Raw genomic sequence first — 24,882 nt, 5'->3', positions numbered from 1 at the left:
GATTATGCCTTTCTTATAATCCGGTATAGCGTTGCCGCTAGGAAAAATGTCGCTGAAACGATGATGATCGAAGCGCCCGAAGGTACTGGTAGTTTCAATTCCATAGGTAAGACGGTTCCAACTAAACACGCGACTGTTGCCAGTAATGCCGACAGCAATACAAAGCTGCCCATGCGTTTAGTTAACAAGCGAGCTGTCGCACCTGGGATCAGCAATAATGCACCAACCAGAACAGCACCTACGATCTTCACCGCTGCAATCGTCACTAAGGTGATCATCATGACAAACAAGTAGTCGTAGAAACTGGTGTTATAACCACGAACCTTGGCAATATCAGGGCTGATACAGGTTAGAAGAATACGGTTGAACGTCGGTATCAAGAGCAAAATAATGATCGCGCAGCTGCCTGCGAGAATCGCTAAGTCTTGGTCTGTTACCGTCAAAATCGAACCAAATAGTACGTTCTCAAGCATGTGGATGTTGATCTTACGCGCCACGTACATCAGCAATGCCGCACCCACTGCCAGTGCTAAAGCAAGGAAAACGCCAACTAAAGTATCGTATGGCACATTGGTTCTGTTTCTTACAAAGTGAAGAAGCAGCGCGAAGATCATACAGAAGCTAAACAGACCAATAATTGGGTTTTCTGGTGGCTCGCCAAGCAACACACCTATAGCGATACCGGTTAATGCCGCGTGGCCTACCGCTTCAGAGAAGAAAGCCAAACGCTTAGCAATCACCAAAGTACCCAGGCCACCTAGTAACGGGCCCAGTAACAATGCAGCAACCAGTGCATTGACCATGAACGCATACATGAAGCTGTCAGATAACCAACCCGCTTCAACACCACTTACGGCAAGTTGTCGTAGCCAATCCATTACGCAACCTCCTTCGATTTGGTCATCGCAGAGCCACTGCTGTAGTGCTGGAACAGGCTCTCGATTTTACTTGGGTGTAAGACTTGTTCGTGTGGGCCACTATCAACCAAGAATCGATTCACAACATGTACGTTCGCTTCGAGTCGACGCACTGCCGTGACATCGTGGTGTACCGCAAGGATCGTACGACCTTCACTAACACATTCACGAATTAACGATTCAAGATAACGAACGCCCTGCTCGTCCATACCCGTGGTTGGTTCATCCAACACCAGTAGACTTGGGTTATCTAATAGCGCTTGGGAAAACAGCACGCGTTGCTGCTCACCACCCGATAACTGTCCCATGCGGCGGTCGCTACGAGTAGCCATACCAACGCGATCTAATTGTGCGAGTGCAAGATCCAATTGCTTAGACTTACGACGCCAAAATAGCGGAATTCGAGTTTGGTTAAGCAACACGAAATCCATGACCGTCAAAGGCAAGCTCGATTCGAAGGTCGCTTTTTGTGGAACATAACCGATACTTGGCTTTTCTGGCCAATGAATATTGATTTGCCCAGAGAAAGGCGTCAAACCAAGAACAGAGCGTAGCAGAGAGGTTTTACCACCGCCGTTTGGCCCCATGATTACATGGCACTCACCCGCTTTAAGTTCTAGTGAGATATCGTCAAGAATGACGTTGTTGTCATATTGCAGACCGAGTTGATTGATTGAAATCGATGGACCTAACATTATGCGTTCCCGCTTTTAGCTTGGTTCGCCGCCGCAAATTTCATTGCTTCGATTAATGTCTCGAGATTCTTCTGCATCTCAACTTCGACTTTGTCGTCTTCATATTCGCCATGCGTCATGTGAGAGAAACGGTAAAGCTGAACACCCGTTTCCGCTTCAATCGTGTCAACAAAACGGTTTGGCATGTTTAGCTCGTAGAACAACACGTCAATGCCCGATGCGCGGATCTTTTCGATCGTTTCTTGCAACTGGCTCGCACTTGGTTCAACACCGTGTGCAGGCTCAATCACCGCCGCAACATCCACACCAAATTCTTGAAGGATGTAGCCATACGCATTGTGCGTGGTCGCCACCTTCATACCTGAAGTATCTAACTCACCTAATGACAACATCGCATCGCGCTTCATAAAGCGAAATTGCTTTGCGTATTTACGTGCATTCTTACGATAAAAAGCCGCGTTGTCAGGGTCGAGCTTAGAGACCTCACTCGCGATGGTGTAAACCTTTTGAATTGTTGTCGAAAGCCCAACAAAGGTATGTGGGTTAACGGCACCTTGACCAACAGACTGACCAAGAGCAGGAAGTAGAGGCACTTCTTTGTTTGCTTCGATCACGACTAGGTCATCACGTTGCGCGGCTGAAATCACTTTAAGCGCGAAGTCATCGTGACCAATACCGTTTACCACGATGGCGTCCATCTGGCTCAATCTCTTCAAGTCGTTCGGTTGTGGCAAGTAGTTATGCGGATTAAAGCCGGCATCAACCAAAGGAAGGATGTTCACTTTGTCGCCTACTACTGCTTTTACGTAGCTGTAGTAAGGTTGAAGCGTGATACCAATCGTCAGCTTGTTGCTGTCGATCTTATATTCTTTTGCCAATGCATTGGGTGCCATGAACACCGCTAATAACGACATGAACAGAGTCATAATTCGCATAGTAATTCTCTTATTATTAGTGAGCATCGCTTTAATGATGCTGTTCAATTTCTGATTCGTTCACGACCATTTTCCAACCCGTAGACTCTAGCGTGTGTTGGTCAAAAGTAGCGGGCTGTTTCGCTACACCGCCCAAGAAGATCCAGATTTCAGGAGAAACGCTGTTCGCATTTAAAATAAAGGAATCCGCAAAACCATGATCGGTAGGCGTAGCTTGTTCACTTGGAGTAGAAAAGTAATAACCACGCTCGTCCAGTACCCAAGCATGAGAACCTTTGCGCTTCCAACTCTGATCTTCTACAAACGGGGCAACCCATTCATCTTTAAGTGATGCAACACTCGGCCATTCACCATCTGAGTCCATGCGCAGGTCACGGATTTCTTCATGCGCTAAACGCAGCTCTGATAGCATCGCCAAGTTTTCTTGTTCAACATCAGTCACTAGAATTTGATGATCAAGCACTGCTTTAACGTGGGATTCAGCCTGATGAAATGGGATTGCGACAGTTGCAAAGCAAAGGATGAACACAATGATCAGTCCTACCCATTTGCCCTCTCTGCCGCCCGTATCAGCACGTACGCTTTGAATCATCATTTTTCACTGATCTCTACAACATCAACTTCAACTGGAAACTCATGACCTGAATCGAACACAAGGTAGAACTCAGTGTCAGGATGTGGGAATTCAACGATAGAACGTTTATCTGTCATCTCTTTTGCAATCAAGTTGTCTTCGTAATCGTACATCTCAACTGCGTAATCAATCGCTTTGCTGCCATCCGAATAACCCGCTTCACAAGCAACAGTCTTACCTTCAAACCAGCAGCTCATCAGTGGAAAGTGTGCTTGCGCAGGTAATGCAGCGAAACCAAGTCTCAATGCTAAGCAAGGAGTCATTAAAGCGTTAAGTTTTGTTTTTATTGTCATGGTTCGTACCCTAGCCACAGTGCAAATTCTCAGAAGTAAACTGAGCGATAAAGGGCTCAAATGAGCCCTTAAGTTTTTTTGATTCTTAATCAGGGATCTAGCCCCGATATCACAGACTATTGAAGCAGCGCTTCGAACGTTAGGTGAACATTCGCGCTTGCTTTGTCTGCCAGTGGGTTGTCAATCAACTCACCTTTGTAGTTCGCTTTCATTACGTAACGACCTGCTACGTCTGGAGTAAACGTGATTTCACCGTTCTCATCACTCACCACATCAATCTGCTCTTGGTGGTTGCGGTAAAGCGTACCTTCACGAGTAATCTCCGCTTTCACGTCTTTCTGGATTTCACCGTTGTAGAAGAACTGGAATGTCACAGGTTCGCCTTCAACGATATCTGAAGGGTGTGTCACAGGCTTCATTTCTAGAAGCTTGCCTTCAATTTTGAACACTGAATCCGTTGGCTTACCTACCGTGATGTAGCTTTCTGCACGAGTGAAGCTGATCTGCGTTACCACGTCACGTGATTTTTCAGGTAGAACTGAGTCACGCTCAGCTTTGTTTGCTTTAATCCACTTCACCGTGTCACGGCGACCCGCTTTGTATTGCGTGTAGTAAGACGGCTGGTTGTTGATCGCCACTTTGTGTGTACCTTCTTCTTCAAAATAGAAGTCGAAGATTGAACGACGCTTGCCACGAATAACGAAGTTAGGACGCTCGCTGCGGCCATCTGGCATGATGACATGAGCATTTTCGCTGCCAGCAGGCTTATCAAAAACAAACGTACCGTGAGACGCAGTAACATCGAACGTTAGCCAATCACCACCTTCTTTAGATACAGTAAAGTGAGATGGCAAAATCCAACGTGGGTGAGCTTGTGCCGTTGTCGTTGCTGCTAGGCCGAATGCCATCACACCCGCTAGAGCAAGTGCTTTGATTTTTGTCTGTTTCATCATGTTCAATTCCATTATTCATAATTGTTAGCCGTGTCGCTCTATCTGAGCCTACGATGACCACTGTCTATTCTGTTCAGCTTGGTTTTAGTTCGTACTTACTAGTTACTGTTCGCACTTACTATTTAGCGATGTAGTTCAGGGTGATTTCACCCGTCTCTTCCGTTGCTTTTAATTCGTAAGATATGTTTGAATCTGCGAGTGATACTTTTTGGCGAAGGTAATTACGGCCACCGTGTTCACGAACCACTTCGATATGAACCGTGTACTCGCCTTGTTCTAACGTTTCACCGCTGTCGCTCTTACCATCCCACACGAAACGGTACTGGCCAGCAGGACGTGTTGCAGACGTCACAGCATCAACCAGTTCACGATCGTAACGGCCAACCTTTCTCCACCAGCTGCGCAGATCCTTAAGCCATTCGTCTTTACCGACCCAAAGCTCGATGGTTTTCACTGACTTTCGTTCGCTATTCTCTACCCACACCGCCACATAAGGACGTGCATACATAGAGGTATCAATCTTTGGAAGCTCAAAGCTGACATCCAGTTTTGCCGTATCAGGAATCGCTTGTGCCATACCTAGGCTTGGCAAAAGAGATAAAGCAAGAAGCGCCTTGCTCCAGTTCATTTTTTTCATTTTTAACAACCTTTTAAATCCGTTTAACCTTAAGTTCGCTCTTCAATCCGATTCATCAATCGAATCAAGCGTTAAGGCACGGCGACAAAATAGATAACCAATGAGATTGCAGACCCAAACACCGTCCATTTGATGGAAGTATTAAGCGTCTTTTTCTTAGGTAACAGTAAGCACACGCCAGTAAGCACAAAGAAGATCATCAATAGCGCAGTGATATCGATAAACCATTTCCATACTTCACCGCTGTTACGACCTTTATGCAGATCGTTCAACAATGCGATAACGCCGTAATTAGTGGTTTCGACTTCTACAAACTCAGACGTAACGTCAACAAAAACGGAAGCGTTGTAGCCGGGTCCTTTGAAGTCCATAGATACCTCACCGATGAGCAACTCACCATCTTCAATCTCTGCATAGATGTCCAAACCAGAAGGAACGCCGGAGAGGTTGGCTTCTTCGAACAGAAACGTTTCAAAGGCTGTCTCGTCAGCTTTTAAACGTCCGTCTTGAACCGTAAATAAACTTGTAGGAAGCGTTAGCGTAGAGCGTTGGATATTGGGTTGGCTTGATTCAAATAACTCAGGTCGGTTCAGGGTGATACCGGTTACTGAGAAAAAAAGAACCACGAACAGAAGCGCCATAGAAATATAAACATGAAGTCGACGAGCCCATGACTGAACCGCCCTACTTTTTAACGACATACAAACCAATACCTATAAATTTTATGGCGACAATTTAGTTGATAATCATTCGTATTGGCATTCAATTTACATTGTTTACGTTTGCCGAGTGGCGTAAGGAAATTTACATAACATTACATGGGAAGTAATCGAACTGTATGCATATTCTTGCTAACGTGTACTAAAGGGATTTGATTCGTTTTATTAGAGGTTATTGATAACAGGGTCAAAGCTCAAAAAAGCTCAATCTCAACATGCTTGATTGAGATGGGTTTAAGGTAACAGTCGTAGCTTTAAGGATAGAAAGTTGGGACTATTTGATCACTGGTTTGATGATAGCTAATGAAGCTTAAAAGGATTTGAAATGCGTATTTTTGTTTTGGCTTTTGCTGCGCTAGTGACGGCGTGCACCAGCCAAATAATCAGCACGGAAGAACATATTCAAGAATACATCGGTTCAGACATAACCGATGTACAAGAACGTTATCTCACCGAACGGTCACGCCCTATCAGTTTTTGGGCGTCTCGAAACTATGCTTGGATTGAAACCAAGAAACCGTTAGACAATGGTTATACAGTACACGCATTCAAAAACCCTTATCGTGACTGCACCATTAATTGGGTTGCTGATACCAGCGGCGTGATTCAAAGTGCTACGTCCAGCGGCACGATGTGCGAGCCTTAACTGCCGCATTGGAACGATAAAGTTCAAAAAGCTTTAACCGCCAAAATTAAAAAGGGTGTCATTTGAACCATCAAATGACACCCTTTTCTCTATATTACTTTCTCTTGTCTTCTGTTGTGCTATTCGCAGTTAGACGTTGCCGTTATCACTCACTGTTCTTAGCTGAGTCAGATATTTAATCCAACCTTTTGCCTCAGAAGAAGGCTCAATGTTGTTCGCACGTTTCGCTTGAGCAAGAGCATTATCAAGATTCTTTAGCTTGTACCATGAACGTACTTTCGCTAAAGCAACATCAGCTTGCTTGTTCTTGTCTTTCACTTTATCCAAAACAACCAGAGCACGATCGTAGTAACCTTGTTGAACCAGTAACTGAGCCACATTCCAATGATATTGCGTGTCTTTTCTAGACGCTAACGTCCACACTTCAATAGCACTGTCCCACTCTTTCGCTAACTGCCAGTAGGTTGCTTGCTCAGCCAGAAGTTGAACATCGCTGTTCGCATCATCTAACTTACTAATTTCTTGTGCTGCGCGCTCTGGAATGCCACGTTTCGCGTAAAGCTGCGCTAACAAGCGGCGATCTGAGTTCTTCAGCTCAACACCTTGTAGATCAGCCAGTGCTAACGTGTTCAATGCATCACGATTACGATCTAACCTAAGTTGAATACCAACCAGTTGACGCCACCAGTTATCTTTCTCGGGTTGAAGTTCAATCAAGCTTTCCAGTGTAGGAATCGACTGTTTCCACTGCTTTAACTGAAGCTGTGCGCCCAGTTTTAGCGATAGAGGTGATAACTCTGGTTTTGAATTGAACTTGTCGTGATTACCGATGGCCACTAGGACTTTCGACCAGTTTTCGATTTGGTATTCCGCTTGTGCAATTCGCATCCAAAGCACGTCTTTCTTTTCTGCCTCTGGCGCTGTTTTTACTAACTCGTAGTAATGTGGAAGCGCGTTTTTGAACTGTTGATCGTTTAATAACAGATCCGCAAGCATACGCTTCGTTATCCAAGCTTGTTCATCCACCAGCAAATTGGTATCGACGGCGTATGTAAGCTGCTTAATCGCCTTATCGGTTTTGCCATCTTGCCAGTAAAAAACACCTAGCATACGAGCTACGTACGCTTTGTCGTAGCCCTTAGAAAGCTCTAAACCTGCTAGTACGTCAATGGCCTGTTTAACCTGTTCATCTTGAGCAAGCTTATGCGCCTTTTGAACACGAATGGCAGTATATTGGGTTAGCTCTTGTGCCTGTGTTGTAAGGGGCATTAACAACAAGCCCACTAATATCCATATATGTTTCATCATTTTGCCAACTTAAACTCTAGTTTCACGGTTTGACCAACCTGAGCTATCGCTTTTCCATCGACGACTTTCGGTTGATATTTCCATTTTTTAAGTGCTCTCATCGCTTCACGTTCAAACATACGACGTGGGTTTGCGTCAGTGACTTGAATGTCAATTGGACGTCCCGTTTCATCGATAGTAAAAGACATAATCACATGGCCTTCAGCTCCACGCTTAAGCGCTTTCGCAGGGTAACGAGGTTCTACTCGATACAAAGGCATAGCCTGTTGGTTTGACCCAAAATCAGAGAATGTCGGTGCGTTAATCGCTAGGCCATCAATGGATGTATTCAAATCCAATGAAGGCAGAGAAGACATCGAATTCAGAGGCGTAACTTCAGCTTGTGACTGAGATGTTTGCGCTTCCGGTGGCGGCTCTGGCATTTCTGGTTTTTCCGGAACTGCACGTTGTCTTCTTTGAACTTCTTGTTCTTGTTCCACCATCACCATGTTGAAACTTAACGTCTCGCTATCGTCTGGTGAACGTTGGTGGCCATTATCGACCATCCAAGCCATGAAAGAAAACAGCGCTAAGCCCAACGCACCCGCTAGCGGTAAAGCAAGAAATAGGCGAATCATTTATGAAGATCCTCCAAGATCATCGCTTATCAGCAGCAAGCGCAATGTTTTTAACACCAGCACCTTTCGCGGCATCCATCACTTTAACAACAGTGCCGTTGTAAGCGTGTTCATCCGCTTGAATAACCAAAGAAGCATCAGGTTGTTCTAGCAACAAGTGCTCTAACGTCGCTTGGACACGTTCAACATCTACGACACGCTTGTCGATGAAAATGTCGTTTGCAGAAGTAATCGCAACAAAGATGCCTGCATCCTTTTGGCTTACTACGTTAGAAGCTTGTGGGCGATTGACTTCCACCCCTGATTCACGAACAAATGAACTGGTCACAATAAAGAAAATAAGCATGATAAAGACAATATCAAGCATCGAAGTAAGGTCTATTTGAGCCTCTTCGTTTTTAGAATGACGTCGACCGAGTCTCATCGTTGACTCCTTAAAGATTTTTCTAATTTCAATTCTAAGCGGTTACATACTTTCGCTAAGCGAGCGTGAACGAACATGCCCGCTAACGCTGCAACCATGCCTGCCATGGTTGGCAGTGTTGCTAACGAGATACCTGAAGCCATCAATTTAGGGTCACTGCTGCCTTGTGTCGCCATAACATCAAAAACAGAGATCATACCGGTTACAGTGCCTAGCAAGCCCAACATCGGGCAAATAGCGACTAACAGCTTAATAAAATTCAAGTTTTGGTTAAGCAAGATACTCGCTTGCCCTAACCAACCTTCACGAATAGCTTTGGCATGCCAAGAAGAGTGATCTTCTCTTTCATGCCATTTCGCTATCCAAGCTTGGCGTTGCTTAGGAAAGTAGAACGCAAGATAAAGCACACGTTCTACCACAAGCACCCAATACACTAGGACGACAGCCGCTAGCCACCACAGGACGAAACCGCCCTGCTCCATAAAGCTTGATAAAGACAGCAGCCAGTCACTCGTTAACCAACTCGCTGGTAATAGAGAACCCGACAAAATATCCATTACGCAGCAGTCCCAACTGGTGAAACAACAGCGTTTGATTCAACGGTCTTTTCAGCCTGCTCAGCAACAAGACCAATACCTTGCTTCTCAAGAATATTGCGAATGTTTTCTGCTTGAGTGCTAAGAATGTTGTGTGCCAGTAGAAGAGGCATTGCCGCAACCAGACCAAGTACCGTAGTTACAAGCGCCATCGAGATACCACCCGCCATAACTTTAGGGTCGCCATTACCAAACTGAGTGATCACTTGGAATGTTTCGATCATGCCGGTTACTGTACCTAAAAGGCCCAACATTGGTGCTAGTGCCGCCAATAGCTTAAGCATCGATAGACCTTTCTCTAGGTGAGTCTGCTCATCAACTACCGCTTCTAAAAGTCGCAACTCTAACGCTTCAACCGTTTGGTTTTGTTCCTTGTTGTACATCGCAAGAACACGACCTAGTGGGTTATCACCCGCTTGCTCAGGGTTCTTAAGTTGCGCGCGAATTTTCTGGCGTGCGATAGCAAGAGAGACACCACGAACTAATGCGATGATTAGACCAATAGCTAGTAGGCCAAGAATCACTTTACCAACCACACCACCCGCTTGTAGACGGTCAGTTAAACTTGGCGTAAGTGCTAATTGCTCTAGCATAAACCCGCGAGAAGGATCGACAACCACGTTAGATACTTCACCATTCGCTAACGAAGAAAGTGACGCTAACGTTGGACCATTTTGTGGTTGCTTAAGGTAAGCGATCGCATCTTCACGCTGAGTGTTCCAGCTAACATAGCCTTGCTCTGTCACAAGACCAATCGAACCTAGTCGGTAAGCGTCAACCTTGTTTGTATTGCCTTCACCATTAATGAATGCAATTTGAGATTTGCTAAGCTCAGAACTCGCTTGGATCTGTTCAACCATGCTCATCCACAAACCGGTCAGCTGTGGCATTGAAGGCAGTGATTTAGCATCAATGATTTGATCAACAGTTGCAGTGTGTTCAGCACGATCAACACTATTCACGGTTGAGCTAAGCTCTGCGCCGAGTTCTTTTGCGTTTTGACGAACGACACCGAACAGCTCGCCTAAGCTACCGGTTTCTAAACGCAGCTTCTCTTCTAAGCGAGCAAGCTTGTTTTCGTTATCACTGAACGTTTGAGTCAGAACATCTGTCGCACCTTGGATAGACGTACGCTTCGCTTCAAGCTGAGCTTTGATCGCTTTCAGTTCTTGTTCTGTCTTTTTGAAATCAGCTTCACGCACTACGTTGTGAGAAGCTTGAGTTCGACTCTCTGATTTTGCTTTATTAACTAGCTGAGCCGTCGTATCTGATGCAGAGAAAGCTGAAAATGAAAGTGATGTAATGCAAAGCAATGCTGCTAATGGCTTTAAGTTCATTACTTAACCTCCGCAACAGTTAAAGAAACAGGTAAAGTAATTAGGCTTGGCGCCGCTTGTTGGCTTGCAATGTCGTAAGCTTTATCTAGCTCAGATTTCATTGAAGAATCTAGCTCTTGCCACTGATTTTGTGTTTGATTCCAAGACCAATATTGGCTGCCATTTAGGTTACGAGCCACCAAAGAGATACGACCTAGGTGCAACACGTCAGCTTCAATCGTTCTGTCGTTGCTCAATGCAACGCGGCCTTGGTAAGCACCGAGCTTGATGCCGTAGTCCATCTCGATTTGGTAAGCTTCCAGGATACGACGATACTTCTCAGCATCACTCACATCAGCACGAGTCATCATTGCTTGTAGCTTTTCTACTCTTTCTAGACGCTGTTCTTTCTTAATCGGCACGTCTTTCTCTACCAACTGTTCAAGACCATCGATCATTTGATACATCAATGGCACAACACCTTGGCGTGTGTATTTGATTTCTTCGATCTGCTCTTCAATGCTTTGAGCTTCTTGGTTTTGGCTCTCAACTAATGCAGCAAGGTGATCGTGATAGATTTCTAGGTTTTTAACTTCTTCTTGCAGACGCTCAATCTCAGCTTGCAGCATTAAAGTCGCTTGTGAGCTTTTATCAATAACCTTTTGGCTCGAAGCCGACGCGTTATTGGTCTTGTTTTGAATTGATTGAGCTTGATCCAAGCTGTTTGCCATAGAAGACGTTGCAACCAAACTGATGGCAAGCGCTAGGCTAGTTTTTAAAAGATTCATAATTGTAGTCATTTACTATAGAAGAAGGTCAAATACATTTTATTGATAAATACTATTATTGATAAGCACTCTCATTATCATTAAAAGTCACTCGCATTACTAGGGATATTTTACTGAATAGCAGAATCACGAAAGGAGAAAGCCGAAACTTTCCCCTTAGTATTTAGGCTAACAATAGTACCCTACTAACAAATTAGTATTTTACCTGTAAAGTCGCCATGTAGTTACGGCCTTCGCCGATTACTACGTCTTCAGCAAATTGGTGGTTTGAAGATGTTGAACCGCCACCCGCTAGGTATTCTTTATCAAATACGTTCTCGACTGTTAGACGCGCTACGAAATCAAGAGAATCGTCGTACTTAAGCGTGTATGCAGCACCCATATCTACACGTGCGTAGCCGTCTTTCTTGAATATGTTCGCGCTATCGCCGTAACGAGAACCTTCGTAGATAAGACCCAGGTTCACATCAACTTCGTTTGTTGCTGCATAGGTAGACCAAACGCTTGCTGCAAACTCAGGTACGTCTACTGGACGGTTACCTTCATATGTTTCATGGTTCGTGATTTCAGCATCTAAGTACATTGCAGAACCAGACATTGAGAAGCGCTCTGAAATAAAGCCTTGTGCGGCTAGCTCAGCACCACGGTGAACTTGTTCGCCACCTTGTGTCTTCGTCCAATCGCCTGATGAAGTGTCTTCTACATCCATTGAAATGTTTTCTTGGGTAATATCGAATACCGCACCAGAAACGAATAGACGTTCGTCCATCAGTTCCCACTTAGTACCGACTTCGTAAGACACGCCCGTTGCTGCGTCAAGAAGTTCGCCATCGTTGGTGTAGTTGCGGTTTCCGCTAGACACAACACCTTGTGGTTCGAAACTTTCAGAGTAAGAAGCGTAGATACTACCGTTTGATGCTGGGTGGTAAATCAGGCCAAGCTTAGGCGCTACATTTTCTTCTGCTACGCCATCACTTACTTTACGGTCGAAACGAGCACCCGCAAGAACTTGCCATTCATCATTAATAGTAATCAAATCTTGGATGTAGAAGCCCCAAGTATCGTAAGTACTCATCTTACCTAGCGATGTTGGACCCACTGACGGCGCTGGTACTGTTGCACCTGGTGCGTATTCAGCGCTGCTGAAGCGATCCATACCACGGTAATAGCTGTAGCCTAACCAGTTAGCACCGAATAATAGTTGGTGCTCTGTGCCCGCAAGATCAGCGGTTGTTGTTAGATCAACGTAAGCCGTTCTGAAACGCCATTTATCATGACGGTAGTTACCGCCTTGAGTCACGGTGCCCGTACCATCAGGATTCATATTTGAAAAGCTTGGGTAGCTTTCCATATCAATACGTTCGAAATCTTGGTAGTTGAAACCTGTTTTTAATGACCATGTATCAGTCAGGTTAGCAGCAATATCAAAACCAACGTTCTCAACATCATTCTCGATCTGTGACCACTGTGCATCCCAGATGTGCTTGTCGCTACCTACTCGGTTGCCGTCTAGCGTGTATAAAGCGCCAGAATCTACGCTACCTTCGTCGTTAGTTTTGTCGTAATGAACAGAAACTGTCACGTCTTCAGTTACATCGTAATCAACGAATACACCACCAACAAAACGTTCTGTTTGTGGTTCAGTTCCGTCACCATAAGTTCTCCAAGAGCCGTAGCTTTCTTTAGATAGAATCGCGCGACCACGTAGAGTTTCAGCGTCGTTCAAAGCGCCACTTACATCTACCGTTGTACGAGAATGGTCATTAGAACCAATATCTTGGCTAACACTTACTTGCGTATCGTAAGTTGGCTTTTTGCTTACCATGTTGATCAAACCACCTGGTGCAGAAATACCGTAAAGAAGACCAGAAGGTCCTTTTAGTACTTCAACACGCTCTAGCAGTTCGATTGGTTGACGGTAGTGAGACCAATGTTGCTGGCCATTTTTAAGGAAGCCCGAAGAGCTTTCTACCGAGAAACCACGTAGAGAGAAACGTTCACGGTTACGGCTTGTACCGCCAGCACTTACACTCGCGTCATTCTTAAGCACGTCACCAAGCGTTGTTGCACGCTGTTCATCGATGATTTGCTCATCGATTACTAAAACTTGTCCCGGAGTCTCTAATTGAGTCGCCTCCATGCGCATTGCTGTTGTGTTCGTGTCGGCTTTATAACCGTAGTCACGACCTTCAACAACCATATGCTCGTCTGTTTTTACTGTTTCTGCCAATACTGCTGGTGAAGCTAATACTGCGCCGATCACTAAAGCCAATGGGCTCTTTGAAAACATGTCCTTTACTCCGCTTTTATTCTTTTAGACGAACACTTTGTTATTTATTCGATGTGTTCGCTGAACCGTTGCCGGTACCACTGAATTATTTCGGGAGTGAATATAAGTGATAATTATTACCATTTGCATTAAATTTACATTCTTTGCATTCGTAAAGTTTTGTAAAGGCCTGTCGGTGAGTCATATTTGAGGAGTTCAACAAAACCATTCAATACAAATAGTTAAGGCTCATGGACGTAAATCGACTGGTTATCTTCACCGAATTTTTTGAAACAACGGTATTTGTTCAGTCAATTGAAGACGTGAAGATTGATAAGAAAATCATCTCTTCTTATTTACTACCTTTGAAACGACAAATTTATGTATAAAACCCTCGATAGATGTAAATTAATAGTGAATTATTTTGTTTTTATTTGTTTAATTTACACAATTATCAGTGATTTTGATCACATCTATAATTCCAAACTCATTTTTTGTTTTTCGAATTGATTATCCGACTGCTAATCTCCTGCTCACTTTGAAAAGGTATCAAAGTTATAAATAATAAGGAGTGTTCTAAATGAATACCAAGAAACCTATGTCTCTGACTGGTCGAGTAATCCTCGGTATGGTCGTAGGTATATTAACGGGATTCGCCATTCAATCCCTTTTTGCAGACAACGGATTTGTTAACAACTACATCGTTAACGGACTCTTTGAAGTGGGCGGACAAATCTTTGTCGCCAGTTTAAAAATGCTTGTTGTGCCTCTAGTCTTCGTTTCACTAGTGTGCGGTACAAGTTCTCTTAAAGACTTATCAACTCTTGGCCGTATGGGTGGCAAAACGCTTGCACTTTATATCGGTACTACTGCCGTTGCCATCACTCTAGCATTAACTATCGGTAACCTGTTCCAACCTGGAGCTGGTGCGGATCTTACTGCTGCGAGCTCTTTCAAATCAGCGGATGCCCCTTCTCTGGGCCAAGTAATCATCGACATGTTCCCAACCAACCCTATTCAGGCGATGGCTGAGGGCAAAACGTTACAAGTTATCGTATTTGCAGTGTTGTTTGGTATCGCAATCAGTGCAGCGGGCAAACCCGGTGAACGTATCGCTGCAGTTTTCTCTGATCTAAACGAAGTGATCATGAAGCTAGTTGCGCTACTAATGAACCTTGCTCCTTACGGCGTATTCTTCTTGATGGCGAAACTGTTCTCTGGCCTTGGCTTAGGTGCAATTTGGAACCTAGCAGAATACTTCTTAGTGCTTGCTGGTACCCTGCTGTTGCATGGCTTGGTGACTTACAGTGCGATGCTTAAAGGATTCACAGGTCTTAGTCCGATTACGTTCCTACGTAAGATGGAAGATGCAATCATGTTTGCATTCTCAACAGCATCTTCGAACGCAACAATTCCAGTAACTATGGAAACGGCTAAGAACCGTATGGGCGTAGACAACAAAGTCGCTTCTTTCACAGTACCACTAGGTGCAACTGTGAACATGGACGGCACTGCAATCATGCAAGGTGTTGCGACGGCGTTTATCGCGCAAGCGTACAACATCGACCTTTCAATGGGTGATTACCTAATGGTTATCCTAACGGCGACACTGGCGTCTGTTGGTACTGCAGGTGTCCCTGGTGTTGGTCTTGTTATGCTAGCGATGGTATTGAACCAAGTTGGCCTGCCGCTTGAAGGTATTGCTCTAATCATGGGTGTTGACCGCCTTCTTGATATGATTCGTACCGCTGTAAACATCACAGGTGATAGTGCCGTATCTATCATCGTTGCTAAGTCTGAAGGCGCTCTAGACGAGTCTCGCTTCAACGACCCAGCAGCAGGTGAGAAAGAAGAAGAAGTTAAGCTAGCTCGCCAACAGGCATAGTCTCGCTTATCTTATGCTCTTGTCTTCAAGCTCAGGCGTAATTAATGGCTACGCCTAGCCCATACCAAAGCGCATAAAGAAAAACGCCACTGCAGATGCAGTGGCGTTTTTATTGGGTATCGCTTAAGTCAGTACTACTGAGTTGGGACAGTTATCAATTTAAGGTAATTATCAATAGGGAAAGCTAATCACCGATTGGGAACATCAAGTTCACTCTCAGCCCCCCACCTTCTCTATTCTCAGCAGTTACATGTCCATTCATCACACCCATCGCTTCTTTAACAATCGCAAGGCCCAGACCGTAGCCACCAGACCGTTTGTCTCTTGCTGATTCAATACGAGTAAACGGGTCGAATATACCTGCAATCTTGTTATCAGGAATACCATCACCGTCATCTTCTACAGATATTACACTGTAACGTCTATCCATTACCTGTTCGTATGTCGTCACGACCACATGAGCGTTCTCACCCGCGTATTTAATGGCATTCCCGACCAAGTTACCAATGACTCGAAGCAGTAGCCTCTCATCAACGTTCACCATTGATATCGGCGTCTCTAGGGAACCAATCAAAGTTTGATTCGGTTTTAAATCGTTTTGCATCTGCGCGATCAACATTGAACAATAGTGCTCAAGGTGCATTAAACTTAACTTGGAGTCATAGCGAGAGGTTTCTAAGCGGCTAAATTCAAGTATCTCACCCACCAGCTTATTCATCTCTTCTGTTTCATTTTCCATTCGTTCTAGCAAACCAATGCTTTTATCATCAACCTTGCTGCGCAGCAGGTGTAGTGCGAGGTTTTGCCTTGCTAATGGTGTTCTTAACTCGTGTGAGACATCACGAATCAAACAACGTTGCTTTTCAGCCAGAGATTTAATCTCAAAGGTCATATAATCAAAATCGTGTGCAAGCTCGTTGAATTCACGCGTGGTGGAGTTCAACTCCGACACCACACTGACCGTGAAGTCACCTTGAGCCAGTCTGCGGCTCGCTTCTCTCAATCTATCCAACGGTTGCTGAAGGCTTTTGGCCATGATAATCGAGAACAGAGACAATACGACCAATGCAATCAATGCTTTAAGCATATAGGAATATGGGGCAAAAGATTTAGCGGGATGAAACTGGTGCGGTAGTTGGATAACCAGTGTTTTCCCGTTATCCAGTGGCAGACCGAAGATCGGCTTACTCACTCGATCACTAAGTTGGTGATCTAACGTTCTTAAATATTTGAGCTTAAATTCAAAATGTGGGTGCATGTGACGATGCGTGATCGGACGATTGTCTTTGTCGATGACGAACAGATAATACTGCTGAGCATTACCCCAGTCCGCGAGTTCATCCATGTCCCCTTCTTCAATCAACACATTCGCTTGGTAAGCAAGGTCGAGCATCTCCGCTTTAACCGATTCTGGCACTTTAAGCAGCGCTTTCATCAAGGCTCTTTCTGCGACACCTTGCAGAATCAAAATACTCACCAAAATGACGGTCAGGTAACTGAACAGTTGGAAAGTGAGTCCGTCTTTACGCTTAGCAATAAAATCAGGGCAACGCAGCAGTTTTTTACTCATGCTCCGACCGACTCTAGGTAACTGTAACCTTTACCACGAACGGTTTTTATATGTTGTTTAGACAAACCTGCCTGAACGAGCTTTCTACGTATATTGCTGATATGCATATCTAAATTACGATCGAAGGGACACAATTCTTTCTTGAGTACATGGATTTGCAGATCAGATTTTGAGACGACAATACCGTCATTTTTGACCAAATAATCAAGCAAGTCTTTTTCAGTGCCAGTTAATGGCAAACGAGAGAGTTGTTCACACAAGCCGTGATTAGAGGAAGCTAAAGATTGTCTTTGGCGTTCAAAACCCACTCGGCGCAAGATCACCTTAATACGGGTTAAGAGTTCAGGAACATTGAAAGGTTTAGCGATGTACTGGTCGGCGCCTGCTTGGTAGCCATCGAGCATTGAGGCATCGTCGTTAAGCGCGGTTAGCATAAGAATGGGAGTAGCAAAACGCTGACAAATACGTCTTGCTACTTGAATGCCGCTTAGGTTCGGAAGCATTACATCGAGTAGAACCAAATCGACAGGGTGAGATTGAATAAACTCAAGCGCGGATTCACCGCAATGAACAGTATCAACGTGATACCCCTCATTTTCTAACACTTCACCCAGTAATTCACACAACTGAATATCATCATCAACAACTAAAACGCGAGACATTACACATACCGATAAATAAGAACTGTTTGCATTCTAATTATCGTTATTATTGATTTCAATTATAAAGTGCCCGATTTCCTCTATAGAAGAAAATCTTTTTCAATCGGTACAAATTTTGATGCAGAATCGATAAGATTTTGAGCAGTTAACCCGGGAACACCATACACTTCAACAGGCTTGCCAAAGCGCTCTTTGATTCGCTCTACAAGGATTTCGAAATCACCGTCTCCTGATACCAAAACAATCGTATCAACCGTCTCAGCAAGTTCTATCGCGTCTAACGCAATACCCACATCCCAATCGCCTTTTGCACTGCCATCTCGACGCTGAATAAACGGCTTTAACTTCACATTAAAGCCCACACCACGAAGGATATGATGAAATTGACGCTGCTTTGGATCTTGGCTTGAGATTGCGTAAGCATTAGCTGCAATAACGTTACGCCCTTCCGTGGCAACATACCAAAACTGGTTATAGTCGAAGTTAGAACGGTATTTGTCGCGCGTCGTGTAGTAAACGTTCTGAACGTCGACCAAAATTGCTATGTTTTCCATAAATTCATACCTTTAGATTTTCCGTATACCCTATTCTATTCAATTGTAAAATGCGAGTCGCTTTACTCAATAAAAATGAACCTGCCAGCTATCGTTAACGTAAATCTAATATCTTTAGCGTAAAGCTAAGTGTCTTTACGTAATCCTAACTATGCTTATTGTAAGTGGATTTGTTTTGAGCGTTTCTTAGGTGGTTCTGATCTTCACCTTCTTCTTTACGTAGCGTTCAAATCGTACTCAGGCTTAGAGTTTTTAAAGGGAGGTTGGCAATGCTGCACCGACAAACACACAATTCGATCGTAAGCATCGACACAACCAAAGCGATGCAAACTTTAAATCAACCATCAAACTCTGGTAGCTGGTTTAGTTTGCTTAAACTACTGACCATCAGCACGGTAATAATCATGAGCTTAACCATCAATTCAGTACTCGCCTACCCCGCTTATTCTCACTCAAAGCCTTTGCCACACCGCAGTGTGATTTATTTCGCTCCAAAGGAAGATTCAATCGTTAAAGAGTTTCTGAACGAAGTGTTGCTCAATAACTGTCAATTGGACGAACGAGATGTCGTCATTATGGTTATTGCTGAGAGTGGTTACACAGTCCCAACTTGGTTAGAAGAAGAGTTTAACTTAGAAGCAGTCACCAGTATTTACGAGATCCCGAAAGGATCACATACCGCTGTTTTGATTGGTAAAGACGGGAAAGAGAAGCACCGATGGAGTGGCAAAACAGATTGGAAACAGATCACCAATATCATTGACGAAATGCCGATGCGCCAACAAGAAATGCAGCGACAAGGCAGCCGCTGCAGTATTTGATTCTTGATGGACTCAGTAGTGGCTTAGAGATCCAATTAGAAGGTCAAACGATCAAGCTTGTTTGTTAAACCAAGCAAGTTTTTCATGGAGCTGAGCCACGCTGCCTACAACAATCAGCGCTGGGCTCTTTGCGACGCTCGCAAGGTCAGCTAAATCACGTAACCCACCTCTAAACACCTTTTGTTCTTGGCGTGTACCGTTTTCGATGATCGCAACTGGCATGTCAGCTCGCATACCATTATCGAGTAGATTCTTCTGAATGTTCGGACTCTCTTTCAAGCCCATGTAAAACACGATGGTATGGTTGTGCTGAGCAAGAGATTGCCAGTCAATATCTTCGCCATCTTTCTTCAAGTGACCTGTAATAAACTGCACGCTTTGTGCATGATCACGGTGCGTCAACGGAATGCCCGCATAAGCCGTTGCTCCGGCAGCAGCTGTGATGCCCGGAATCACTTCAAATCTCACGTCATTCTCAGCTAACGTTTCACACTCTTCACCACCACGACCAAAGATAAACGAGTCACCACCTTTTAGACGCACTACGTGTTTGTTCTCTTGAGCTTTGGTCACTAATAGTTGGTTGATCTGATCTTGCGGTACGCAGTGATGATCGAGCTTTTTGCCCACATACAACATTTCCGCTTCTGGATTAGCCATCTCCAAAATATCTTTTGATACCAAACGGTCATAAACCAACACGTCTGCTTGTTGAATCACTCGTGCCGCTTTTAACGTAAGTAAGTCTGGGTCGCCCGGACCTGCACCTACTAATGAAACAAATCCTGTGTTTCCTGTTTTAACATTCGATGGCGATACTTCTGACATGCTTTGCTCCGAAAGTTAGCTTGTTATATTTCAAGCTTAATTCTGTATGACGATTCATCGTTGTATGAATCACCAATATCCCTACTTCTTAGACTATCAGTTGTTGCCATAAAACTTTACGATTAATTCTAATCAAGATAGAAGTTTATATAACAAAACAATCTATTACGTTGGAAAACCCTGACATTTGCACCATCATCAAGCACACATTGCTCGCCTTAGGTGCACGGTTATCAAAGTAGAGAGTGTTAAGATCAAAAAAGCCCCAAATCAACAGCTTGGGGCTTAACACACATTATTAGTTGCTCATTAACCTAGAACTATCTAATTACTTAGCGCCTAGAGAAGGAGCTGTTTTAGCATGAGTTAGGTATAGAGGAACACACGTCATTAATAGACCACCAACGATGTTACCTAGGATTGTTGGGATAAGGTTGAAGTTCAACCATGTCGCGATACCAAAATCAGCTCCAAGAATCATACCTAGTGGGAATAGGAACATGTTTACCACTGTGTGCTCAAATACGAGTGCGAAGAAGATGAAGATTGGGAACCACATCATTGCTACACGGCCAGATACTGTGCGTGCAGTCATGTTGCCAATCACACCTAGACATACCATAAGGTTACAGAAGATACCGCGTACGAAACACGTGATCCATCCGTCCATACCCATGTTTTCAAAACCTAGGCTACGACCTGTAGAAACAGCAATGAACTTTTGAGCAACAGCGTTTGGTTCTAAAGAGAAGTTACCCGTTAGTGATACTGCAACAAGGAAAGCAACAATCAAAGAACCGATAAGGTTACCAAGACCAACAATACCCCAACAACGTAGGATACGACCCCAAGTAATACCTGGGCGGTTGTCAAATTTCGCTAAAGGTGCAAGGCCGAATACGCCAGTTACTAGGTCATAACCCATTACACTTAGAATGACGAAGCCAACTGGGAACACAAGTGCGCCAACAAGGCCAATACCGGTTTGAACCATTGCTGTAATAGCAACAACAACCGCTAGAGAAAGGATGATACCAGCCATAGTGCTTCGAATCAGAAGATCGCGAGTACTTGTTTTCGTTTTCGCTTCACCCACATCAATCATCGTTTGAACGAATTCAGCTGGTTTGTAATCAGGAGACATAAGGTTGTCCTTAAAAAGTTTAAATTAAAAGTTAAAATTGGATAGGAAAAGGCTCTAGTTGCCGAGTTAAGGCAATATTGAGAACTAGAACCCTTGAACTATCAAATCTTACTCATCCGAAGATTAAGCAGAGATTTCTACAGCGCCTTTGGCAACACGAGCTTTGTACGCTTTCACGTTGAAGTTCTCGTCTTCCATGCACACACCTGTTGCTAGGTTAAAGCGTTGCTTCTTAAGTGGGCTTGCTACCCAAAGCTCTTCTTTGTGCTCAACAATCAAGCCACGTGATAACACGTTTGACTGGAAGTAAGGGTCTGTGTTGCTAATCGCGAATACTTCTTCAGCTTTCGTTGGGCGGAATACAGCTACTTGCTCACCACCAACCAACGCACAAACACCTGTACCTGGGATAATGTCTTCGATCTTACAAACTTTGGTAAATGCCATGATGTCGTCTCCCCTTAAACAGATTCTACGTGAATGATGTCGCCCTGATGCTTTGAAGTAATGGCTTCAGGGTGTTTCTCAGTGAATGTCGCAGGACGGTGTTGTTCACGACCATCTTCAACAAACACAACGTTATCATCGCGGTCATCAGCATTGATGAAGTGTGCAAAGCGCTTAAGTTGAGCTTCGTCGTTGATTGTATCTGTCCATTCACAAGCGAAGTTATCAACTAGGCCAGCAATGTCAGTTTCAAGTTGGTCATTGATACCAAGCTTGTTGTCTACAATCACTTCACGTAGGTAATCAACACCACCTTCTAGGTTGTCCATCCATACCGAAGTACGTTGTAGTGGCGCAGCCGTGCGGATGTAGAACATCATGAAACGGTCGATGTACTTGATTAGCGTTTCTTGGTCTAGGTCGCTTGCCAGTAAGTCTGCGTGACGAGGTTTCATACCACCGTTACCACATACATACATGTTCCAACCTGCGTCAGTCGCAATAATACCTAAATCTTTACCTTGAGCTTCAGCACACTCACGAGTACAGCCAGACACACCAAACTTCATCTTATGAGGAGTACGGATGCCTTTGTAACGGTTCTCGATCATCACGCCTAGGCCAACTGAATCTTGAACGCCGTAACGACACCAAGTAGAACCTACACATGTTTTCGCCATACGAAGTGCTTTTGCGTAAGCTTGACCCGTTTCGTAACCTGCAGCGATTAACTTCTTCCAGATTGCTGGTAAGTCATCTTTCTGAGCACCAAATAGGCCGATACGTTGTGCACCTGTGATCTTGGTGTACAAGTTGTATTCAGCAGCAACATCAGCAAGAACGCTTAGTGCTTGAGGTGTTACTTCACCACCCGCCATACGAGGGATTACAGAGTAAGTACCGTCTTTTTGCATGTTACCTAGGAAGTTGTCGTTGGTATCGTGCAGCTTCACTAATTCAGGCTTAAGGATGTGTTCACCCCAACAAGAAGCAAGGATAGAACCTGCTAGAGGCTTACATACTTCACAGCCGTAGCCTTTACCGTATTTCTCTAATAGCTCATCGAACGTTTTGATTTCTTCGATGCGAATTAGGTGGAAAAGCTCTTGGCGAGAGTATGCAAAGTGCTCACACACGTCGTTCTTCACTTCAACACCAGCTTTAGCAAGTTCAGCGTTTAGTACTGAAGTCACTAGTGGAATACAACCACCACAACCAGTACCTGCGCCTGTTACTGCTTTGATATCACCGATTGTGTGGTGACCTTCAGCAACCGCTTGAGCGATCTTGCCTTTAGTCACATCGAAACAAGAACAGATAACAGCAGACTCAGGAAGAGAATCCGCGCCAAGTGTTGGCTTTTCAGCACCAGCATGAGCAGGAAGAATCAATGCATCTGGGTGTTCTGGTAGGTCGATTTCGTTCAGCATAAGCTGTAGAAGATCACCGTAGTCAGACGTGTCACCAACCATTACTGCACCAAGCAGCTTCTTGTTGTCTTCAGAAACGATTAGACGCTTGTAAACTTCTTGTTCTTCGTTTTGGTAAACGTAGCTCTTACAGCCAGGAGTACGACCGTTCGCATCGCCGATAGAGCCTACTTTCACGCCCAAAAGCTTAAGCTTCGCAGACATGTCAGCACCTTCAAATGTGCTTTCGTTACCAACAACGTGGTCAACCGCTACCGTTGCCATTTTGTAACCAGGAGCCACTAGGCCGTAGAACGTTTGGTTCCAAGACGCACACTCACCGATTGCGTAGATGTCTTTGTCTGTCGTTTGACAGTGATCATTAATCTCGATACCGCCACGTGGTGCAATACCCAGCCCCATTTGACGAGCAAGTTTGTCTTGTGGGCGAATACCAGCAGAGAATACGATGAAATCAGTTTCTAGCTCTGTACCGTCTGCAAAGCGCATTACGTTACGAGCTTCAGTGCCTTCAGGAGCAATCTCAAGCGTGTTCTTACTTGTATGTACGTTAACGCCCATACGTTCGATTTTTTGACGAAGTTGGTTACCACCCGCTTGGTCAAGCTGCTCAGCCATTAGCTTTGGAGCAAACTCAACAACGTGCGTGGTTACACCAAGAGCTTTTAGTGCGCCTGCAGCTTCAAGACCAAGCAAACCACCACCAACAACCACACCAGATTTAGAATTCTTAGCGGTTGCTTCGATAGCTTTCAAGTCTTCGATTGTGCGGTAAACGAAACAGTCTTTACCTTCGTTACCTTTGATTGGCGGAACGAATGGGTATGAACCTGTAGCAAGGATTAGCTTGTCGTATTGAATTTCACGACCAGTACTTGAGTAAACTGTTTTCTTTTCACGGTTAACGTTAATAGCACGCTCACCGATCAGCATGTTGATGCCGTGTTTCTCGTAGAAGCCTTCTTTAACTAAAGAAAGTTCGTCCGCAGTATGGTGTGAAAAGTAAGAAGAAAGGTGTACACGATCATAGGCTACGCGAGGCTCTTCACAGAAGACTGTGATGTCCATGTTAGCAACGTCTGTCTTCTCGACTAAATCTTCGATATAGCGATGGCCGACCATCCCGTTACCGATTACGACTAGCTTCATCTTGCTCATAAGAATTCCTGAAGGTTATATATTTCTTAACTGAGCGAATAATGAATTATGAAAGAAAATGAAAATATGATGTAAATCAATTACGAAATCGAACTACCCTAAAGGGGTAGGACAAAAGAGGTAGATCTGCTGATTTATCATACGAAGCAAACGAATAACCGTAGGTTTAATAAGGTTTAGCGGGGTTTTATATACACTTTCGTGCAGTAGATAAGATGTTGTAAAGTTTCACAATAGGTTAGCAGTAACACAAGTAAATGACAATCATTTTCATTTGTGGTCATAATAAGTGTAATAACTCATGAAAGCGTTACAGGATCATGAGCAACTATGTATAAATATGAAGAATTTAATGACGCAAAATACAGTCGCCCTTTTCCATTCCCCACTCATTCCACTCACAAACGGCGCAATTGGTTAACAGATGCTGTTGGTTGTTTAGCAAATGATAGGTTTACATAAGGAAAAGACCGGCACAAAAGTGATCTGATATAGCTTGTTCCTAGTGGTGCTACTGATTAGAGAGCATACGTGGAAGTTTGAACATAGCATGAGGGTTTAGAATTTCAGATAGCAAAAAGGCCAGCATTTCTGCTGGCCTTTCAACTTTGAATAGTGGAGGCGCCTCCCGGAGTC

25 protein-coding genes are annotated in these 24,882 nt (G+C 44.2%); 3 read left to right on the top strand and 22 right to left on the bottom strand.

All coding sequences use genetic code 11. The features are described from left to right. Positions 1 to 2: 2 nt before the first annotated feature. The 8 genes from AB4585_RS18130 to AB4585_RS18095 form a co-directional block, all read right to left on the bottom strand. Complete coding sequence (locus AB4585_RS18130) at positions 3 to 878, bottom strand: metal ABC transporter permease (protein WP_050622353.1); 876 nt, start codon at positions 876 to 878, stop codon at positions 3 to 5. Then, on the bottom strand, positions 878 to 1,612 hold the full coding sequence (locus AB4585_RS18125) for a metal ABC transporter ATP-binding protein (RefSeq protein WP_372170505.1): 735 nt from the start codon (positions 1,610 to 1,612) through the stop codon (positions 878 to 880). The genes AB4585_RS18130 and AB4585_RS18125 overlap by 1 nt, the downstream gene beginning before the upstream one ends. Further along, a complete protein-coding gene (locus AB4585_RS18120) occupies positions 1,612 to 2,547 on the bottom strand; it encodes a metal ABC transporter solute-binding protein, Zn/Mn family (RefSeq protein ID WP_104216034.1) in 936 nt (311 codons plus the stop codon). The genes AB4585_RS18125 and AB4585_RS18120 overlap by 1 nt, the downstream gene beginning before the upstream one ends. Before the next feature lie 31 nt (positions 2,548 to 2,578). Further along, the gene (locus tag AB4585_RS18115) at positions 2,579 to 3,142 is read right to left on the bottom strand and encodes a DUF6162 family protein (RefSeq protein WP_372170503.1); all 564 of its coding nucleotides are present in this window, start codon (positions 3,140 to 3,142) and stop codon (positions 2,579 to 2,581) included. After that, positions 3,139 to 3,474, bottom strand: coding sequence for a hypothetical protein (locus tag AB4585_RS18110; protein ID WP_372170501.1), 336 nt, complete (start codon positions 3,472 to 3,474; stop codon positions 3,139 to 3,141). The genes AB4585_RS18115 and AB4585_RS18110 overlap by 4 nt, the downstream gene beginning before the upstream one ends. Positions 3,475 to 3,590: 116 nt before the next feature. Beyond that, positions 3,591 to 4,427 carry a DUF4198 domain-containing protein gene (locus AB4585_RS18105; protein ID WP_017062544.1) on the bottom strand — a complete coding sequence of 279 codons (837 nt, stop codon included), beginning with the start codon at positions 4,425 to 4,427 and terminating at the stop codon, positions 3,591 to 3,593. 118 nt (positions 4,428 to 4,545) lie between these two features. Next, the gene (locus tag AB4585_RS18100) at positions 4,546 to 5,064 is read right to left on the bottom strand and encodes a DUF2271 domain-containing protein (protein WP_017062545.1); all 519 of its coding nucleotides are present in this window, start codon (positions 5,062 to 5,064) and stop codon (positions 4,546 to 4,548) included. A 71-nt stretch (positions 5,065 to 5,135) separates the two neighbouring features. Then, positions 5,136 to 5,765: a PepSY-associated TM helix domain-containing protein gene (locus tag AB4585_RS18095; protein ID WP_017062546.1), complete on the bottom strand. Its 630-nt coding sequence runs from the start codon at positions 5,763 to 5,765 to the stop codon at positions 5,136 to 5,138. 343 nt (positions 5,766 to 6,108) lie between these two features. Here AB4585_RS18095 and AB4585_RS18090 point away from each other — a divergent pair, with 343 nt between their 5' ends. Next, positions 6,109 to 6,429: a hypothetical protein gene (locus AB4585_RS18090; RefSeq protein WP_017067850.1), complete on the top strand. Its 321-nt coding sequence runs from the start codon at positions 6,109 to 6,111 to the stop codon at positions 6,427 to 6,429. Between the two features lie 129 nt (positions 6,430 to 6,558). On the opposite strand, the gene AB4585_RS18085 is transcribed toward AB4585_RS18090, so the two are convergent. The 7 genes from AB4585_RS18085 to AB4585_RS18055 all read right to left on the bottom strand — a co-directional run bounded on the left by AB4585_RS18085 (position 6,559) and on the right by AB4585_RS18055 (position 13,768). Further along, positions 6,559 to 7,737, bottom strand: coding sequence for a lipopolysaccharide assembly protein LapB (locus AB4585_RS18085; RefSeq protein ID WP_102320786.1), 1,179 nt, complete (start codon positions 7,735 to 7,737; stop codon positions 6,559 to 6,561). Continuing rightward, a complete protein-coding gene (locus AB4585_RS18080) occupies positions 7,734 to 8,354 on the bottom strand; it encodes an energy transducer TonB (protein ID WP_008219721.1) in 621 nt (206 codons plus the stop codon). The genes AB4585_RS18085 and AB4585_RS18080 overlap by 4 nt, the downstream gene beginning before the upstream one ends. 19 nt (positions 8,355 to 8,373) lie before the next feature. Continuing rightward, the gene (locus AB4585_RS18075) at positions 8,374 to 8,778 is read right to left on the bottom strand and encodes a biopolymer transporter ExbD (RefSeq protein WP_004739212.1); all 405 of its coding nucleotides are present in this window, start codon (positions 8,776 to 8,778) and stop codon (positions 8,374 to 8,376) included. Next, entirely contained in the window at positions 8,775 to 9,335 is a 561-nt protein-coding gene (locus AB4585_RS18070; protein WP_010429842.1) for a MotA/TolQ/ExbB proton channel family protein, read from the bottom strand. The genes AB4585_RS18075 and AB4585_RS18070 overlap by 4 nt, the downstream gene beginning before the upstream one ends. Further along, positions 9,335 to 10,711, bottom strand: a complete 1,377-nt coding sequence (locus tag AB4585_RS18065) for a MotA/TolQ/ExbB proton channel family protein (protein WP_017062549.1) — start codon at positions 10,709 to 10,711, stop codon at positions 9,335 to 9,337. Before AB4585_RS18065 ends, AB4585_RS18070 begins: the two co-directional genes overlap by 1 nt. After that, positions 10,711 to 11,478 (bottom strand): DUF3450 domain-containing protein, encoded by a 768-nt coding sequence (locus AB4585_RS18060; protein WP_017062550.1) that lies wholly within the window; start codon positions 11,476 to 11,478, stop codon positions 10,711 to 10,713. Before AB4585_RS18060 ends, AB4585_RS18065 begins: the two co-directional genes overlap by 1 nt. 193 nt (positions 11,479 to 11,671) lie before the next feature. After that, on the bottom strand, positions 11,672 to 13,768 hold the full coding sequence (locus tag AB4585_RS18055; RefSeq protein WP_372170498.1) for a TonB-dependent siderophore receptor: 2,097 nt from the start codon (positions 13,766 to 13,768) through the stop codon (positions 11,672 to 11,674). 559 nt (positions 13,769 to 14,327) lie between these two features. Between AB4585_RS18055 and AB4585_RS18050 the strand changes: the two genes are divergently transcribed. Continuing rightward, complete coding sequence (locus AB4585_RS18050; RefSeq protein ID WP_017062553.1) at positions 14,328 to 15,632, top strand: dicarboxylate/amino acid:cation symporter; 1,305 nt, start codon at positions 14,328 to 14,330, stop codon at positions 15,630 to 15,632. A 184-nt stretch (positions 15,633 to 15,816) separates the two neighbouring features. Here AB4585_RS18050 and AB4585_RS18045 read toward each other — a convergent pair whose 3' ends face one another. From AB4585_RS18045 to AB4585_RS18035, 3 genes are all read right to left on the bottom strand, one after another. Next, complete coding sequence (locus AB4585_RS18045; RefSeq protein ID WP_017064547.1) at positions 15,817 to 17,202, bottom strand: sensor histidine kinase; 1,386 nt, start codon at positions 17,200 to 17,202, stop codon at positions 15,817 to 15,819. Beyond that, positions 17,199 to 17,864: a response regulator transcription factor gene (locus AB4585_RS18040; RefSeq protein ID WP_017062555.1), complete on the bottom strand. Its 666-nt coding sequence runs from the start codon at positions 17,862 to 17,864 to the stop codon at positions 17,199 to 17,201. The genes AB4585_RS18045 and AB4585_RS18040 overlap by 4 nt, the downstream gene beginning before the upstream one ends. A gap of 80 nt (positions 17,865 to 17,944) precedes the next feature. Beyond that, a complete protein-coding gene (locus AB4585_RS18035) occupies positions 17,945 to 18,418 on the bottom strand; it encodes an NYN domain-containing protein (RefSeq protein ID WP_010429860.1) in 474 nt (157 codons plus the stop codon). 323 nt (positions 18,419 to 18,741) lie between these two features. Here AB4585_RS18035 and AB4585_RS18030 point away from each other — a divergent pair, with 323 nt between their 5' ends. Next, entirely contained in the window at positions 18,742 to 19,239 is a 498-nt protein-coding gene (locus AB4585_RS18030) for a DUF4174 domain-containing protein (RefSeq protein WP_050546503.1), read from the top strand. Positions 19,240 to 19,290: 51 nt separating this feature from the next. Here the strand turns inward: AB4585_RS18030 and cobA are convergent, their stop codons facing one another. The 4 genes from cobA to nirB form a co-directional block, all read right to left on the bottom strand. Next, positions 19,291 to 20,067, bottom strand: a complete 777-nt coding sequence (gene cobA / locus AB4585_RS18025; protein WP_017069122.1) for a uroporphyrinogen-III C-methyltransferase — start codon at positions 20,065 to 20,067, stop codon at positions 19,291 to 19,293. A gap of 328 nt (positions 20,068 to 20,395) precedes the next feature. Beyond that, complete coding sequence (locus tag AB4585_RS18020) at positions 20,396 to 21,211, bottom strand: formate/nitrite transporter family protein (protein ID WP_017062558.1); 816 nt, start codon at positions 21,209 to 21,211, stop codon at positions 20,396 to 20,398. Positions 21,212 to 21,334: 123 nt separating this feature from the next. Then, positions 21,335 to 21,658, bottom strand: a complete 324-nt coding sequence (nirD, locus tag AB4585_RS18015; protein ID WP_017069123.1) for a nitrite reductase small subunit NirD — start codon at positions 21,656 to 21,658, stop codon at positions 21,335 to 21,337. 14 nt (positions 21,659 to 21,672) lie between these two features. Further along, positions 21,673 to 24,246, bottom strand: coding sequence for a nitrite reductase large subunit NirB (gene nirB, locus AB4585_RS18010; RefSeq protein WP_017062560.1), 2,574 nt, complete (start codon positions 24,244 to 24,246; stop codon positions 21,673 to 21,675). Positions 24,247 to 24,882 lie beyond the last annotated feature (636 nt).

This window comes from Vibrio sp. 10N.222.49.C9, from assembly GCF_041474985.1.
Classification (GTDB): Bacteria; Pseudomonadota; Gammaproteobacteria; order Enterobacterales; family Vibrionaceae; genus Vibrio; species Vibrio crassostreae_C.
The sequence above is the reverse complement of the archived record's forward strand: the minus strand, read 5'-3'. Positions and strand labels throughout refer to the sequence as shown.

Bases quoted from the DNA above. Each gene is read 5' to 3' on its own strand.
- AB4585_RS18130 (WP_050622353.1), bottom strand. From the start codon at position 878: ATGGATTGGCTACGACAACTTGCCGTAAGTGGTGTTGAAGCGGGTTGG.
- AB4585_RS18125 (WP_372170505.1), bottom strand. From the start codon at position 1,612: ATGTTAGGTCCATCGATTTCAATCAATCAACTCGGTCTGCAATATGAC.
- AB4585_RS18120 (WP_104216034.1), bottom strand. From the start codon at position 2,547: ATGCGAATTATGACTCTGTTCATGTCGTTATTAGCGGTGTTCATGGCA.
- AB4585_RS18115 (WP_372170503.1), bottom strand. From the start codon at position 3,142: ATGATGATTCAAAGCGTACGTGCTGATACGGGCGGCAGAGAGGGCAAA.
- AB4585_RS18110 (WP_372170501.1), bottom strand. From the start codon at position 3,474: ATGACAATAAAAACAAAACTTAACGCTTTAATGACTCCTTGCTTAGCA.
- AB4585_RS18105 (WP_017062544.1), bottom strand. From the start codon at position 4,427: ATGATGAAACAGACAAAAATCAAAGCACTTGCTCTAGCGGGTGTGATG.
- AB4585_RS18100 (WP_017062545.1), bottom strand. From the start codon at position 5,064: ATGAAAAAAATGAACTGGAGCAAGGCGCTTCTTGCTTTATCTCTTTTG.
- AB4585_RS18095 (WP_017062546.1), bottom strand. From the start codon at position 5,765: ATGTCGTTAAAAAGTAGGGCGGTTCAGTCATGGGCTCGTCGACTTCAT.
- AB4585_RS18090 (WP_017067850.1), top strand. From the start codon at position 6,109: ATGCGTATTTTTGTTTTGGCTTTTGCTGCGCTAGTGACGGCGTGCACC.
- AB4585_RS18085 (WP_102320786.1), bottom strand. From the start codon at position 7,737: ATGATGAAACATATATGGATATTAGTGGGCTTGTTGTTAATGCCCCTT.
- AB4585_RS18080 (WP_008219721.1), bottom strand. From the start codon at position 8,354: ATGATTCGCCTATTTCTTGCTTTACCGCTAGCGGGTGCGTTGGGCTTA.
- AB4585_RS18075 (WP_004739212.1), bottom strand. From the start codon at position 8,778: ATGAGACTCGGTCGACGTCATTCTAAAAACGAAGAGGCTCAAATAGAC.
- AB4585_RS18070 (WP_010429842.1), bottom strand. From the start codon at position 9,335: ATGGATATTTTGTCGGGTTCTCTATTACCAGCGAGTTGGTTAACGAGT.
- AB4585_RS18065 (WP_017062549.1), bottom strand. From the start codon at position 10,711: ATGAACTTAAAGCCATTAGCAGCATTGCTTTGCATTACATCACTTTCA.
- AB4585_RS18060 (WP_017062550.1), bottom strand. From the start codon at position 11,478: ATGAATCTTTTAAAAACTAGCCTAGCGCTTGCCATCAGTTTGGTTGCA.
- AB4585_RS18055 (WP_372170498.1), bottom strand. From the start codon at position 13,768: ATGTTTTCAAAGAGCCCATTGGCTTTAGTGATCGGCGCAGTATTAGCT.
- AB4585_RS18050 (WP_017062553.1), top strand. From the start codon at position 14,328: ATGAATACCAAGAAACCTATGTCTCTGACTGGTCGAGTAATCCTCGGT.
- AB4585_RS18045 (WP_017064547.1), bottom strand. From the start codon at position 17,202: ATGAGTAAAAAACTGCTGCGTTGCCCTGATTTTATTGCTAAGCGTAAA.
- AB4585_RS18040 (WP_017062555.1), bottom strand. From the start codon at position 17,864: ATGTCTCGCGTTTTAGTTGTTGATGATGATATTCAGTTGTGTGAATTA.
- AB4585_RS18035 (WP_010429860.1), bottom strand. From the start codon at position 18,418: ATGGAAAACATAGCAATTTTGGTCGACGTTCAGAACGTTTACTACACG.
- AB4585_RS18030 (WP_050546503.1), top strand. From the start codon at position 18,742: ATGCAAACTTTAAATCAACCATCAAACTCTGGTAGCTGGTTTAGTTTG.
- cobA (WP_017069122.1), bottom strand. From the start codon at position 20,067: ATGTCAGAAGTATCGCCATCGAATGTTAAAACAGGAAACACAGGATTT.
- AB4585_RS18020 (WP_017062558.1), bottom strand. From the start codon at position 21,211: ATGTCTCCTGATTACAAACCAGCTGAATTCGTTCAAACGATGATTGAT.
- nirD (WP_017069123.1), bottom strand. From the start codon at position 21,658: ATGGCATTTACCAAAGTTTGTAAGATCGAAGACATTATCCCAGGTACA.
- nirB (WP_017062560.1), bottom strand. From the start codon at position 24,246: ATGAGCAAGATGAAGCTAGTCGTAATCGGTAACGGGATGGTCGGCCAT.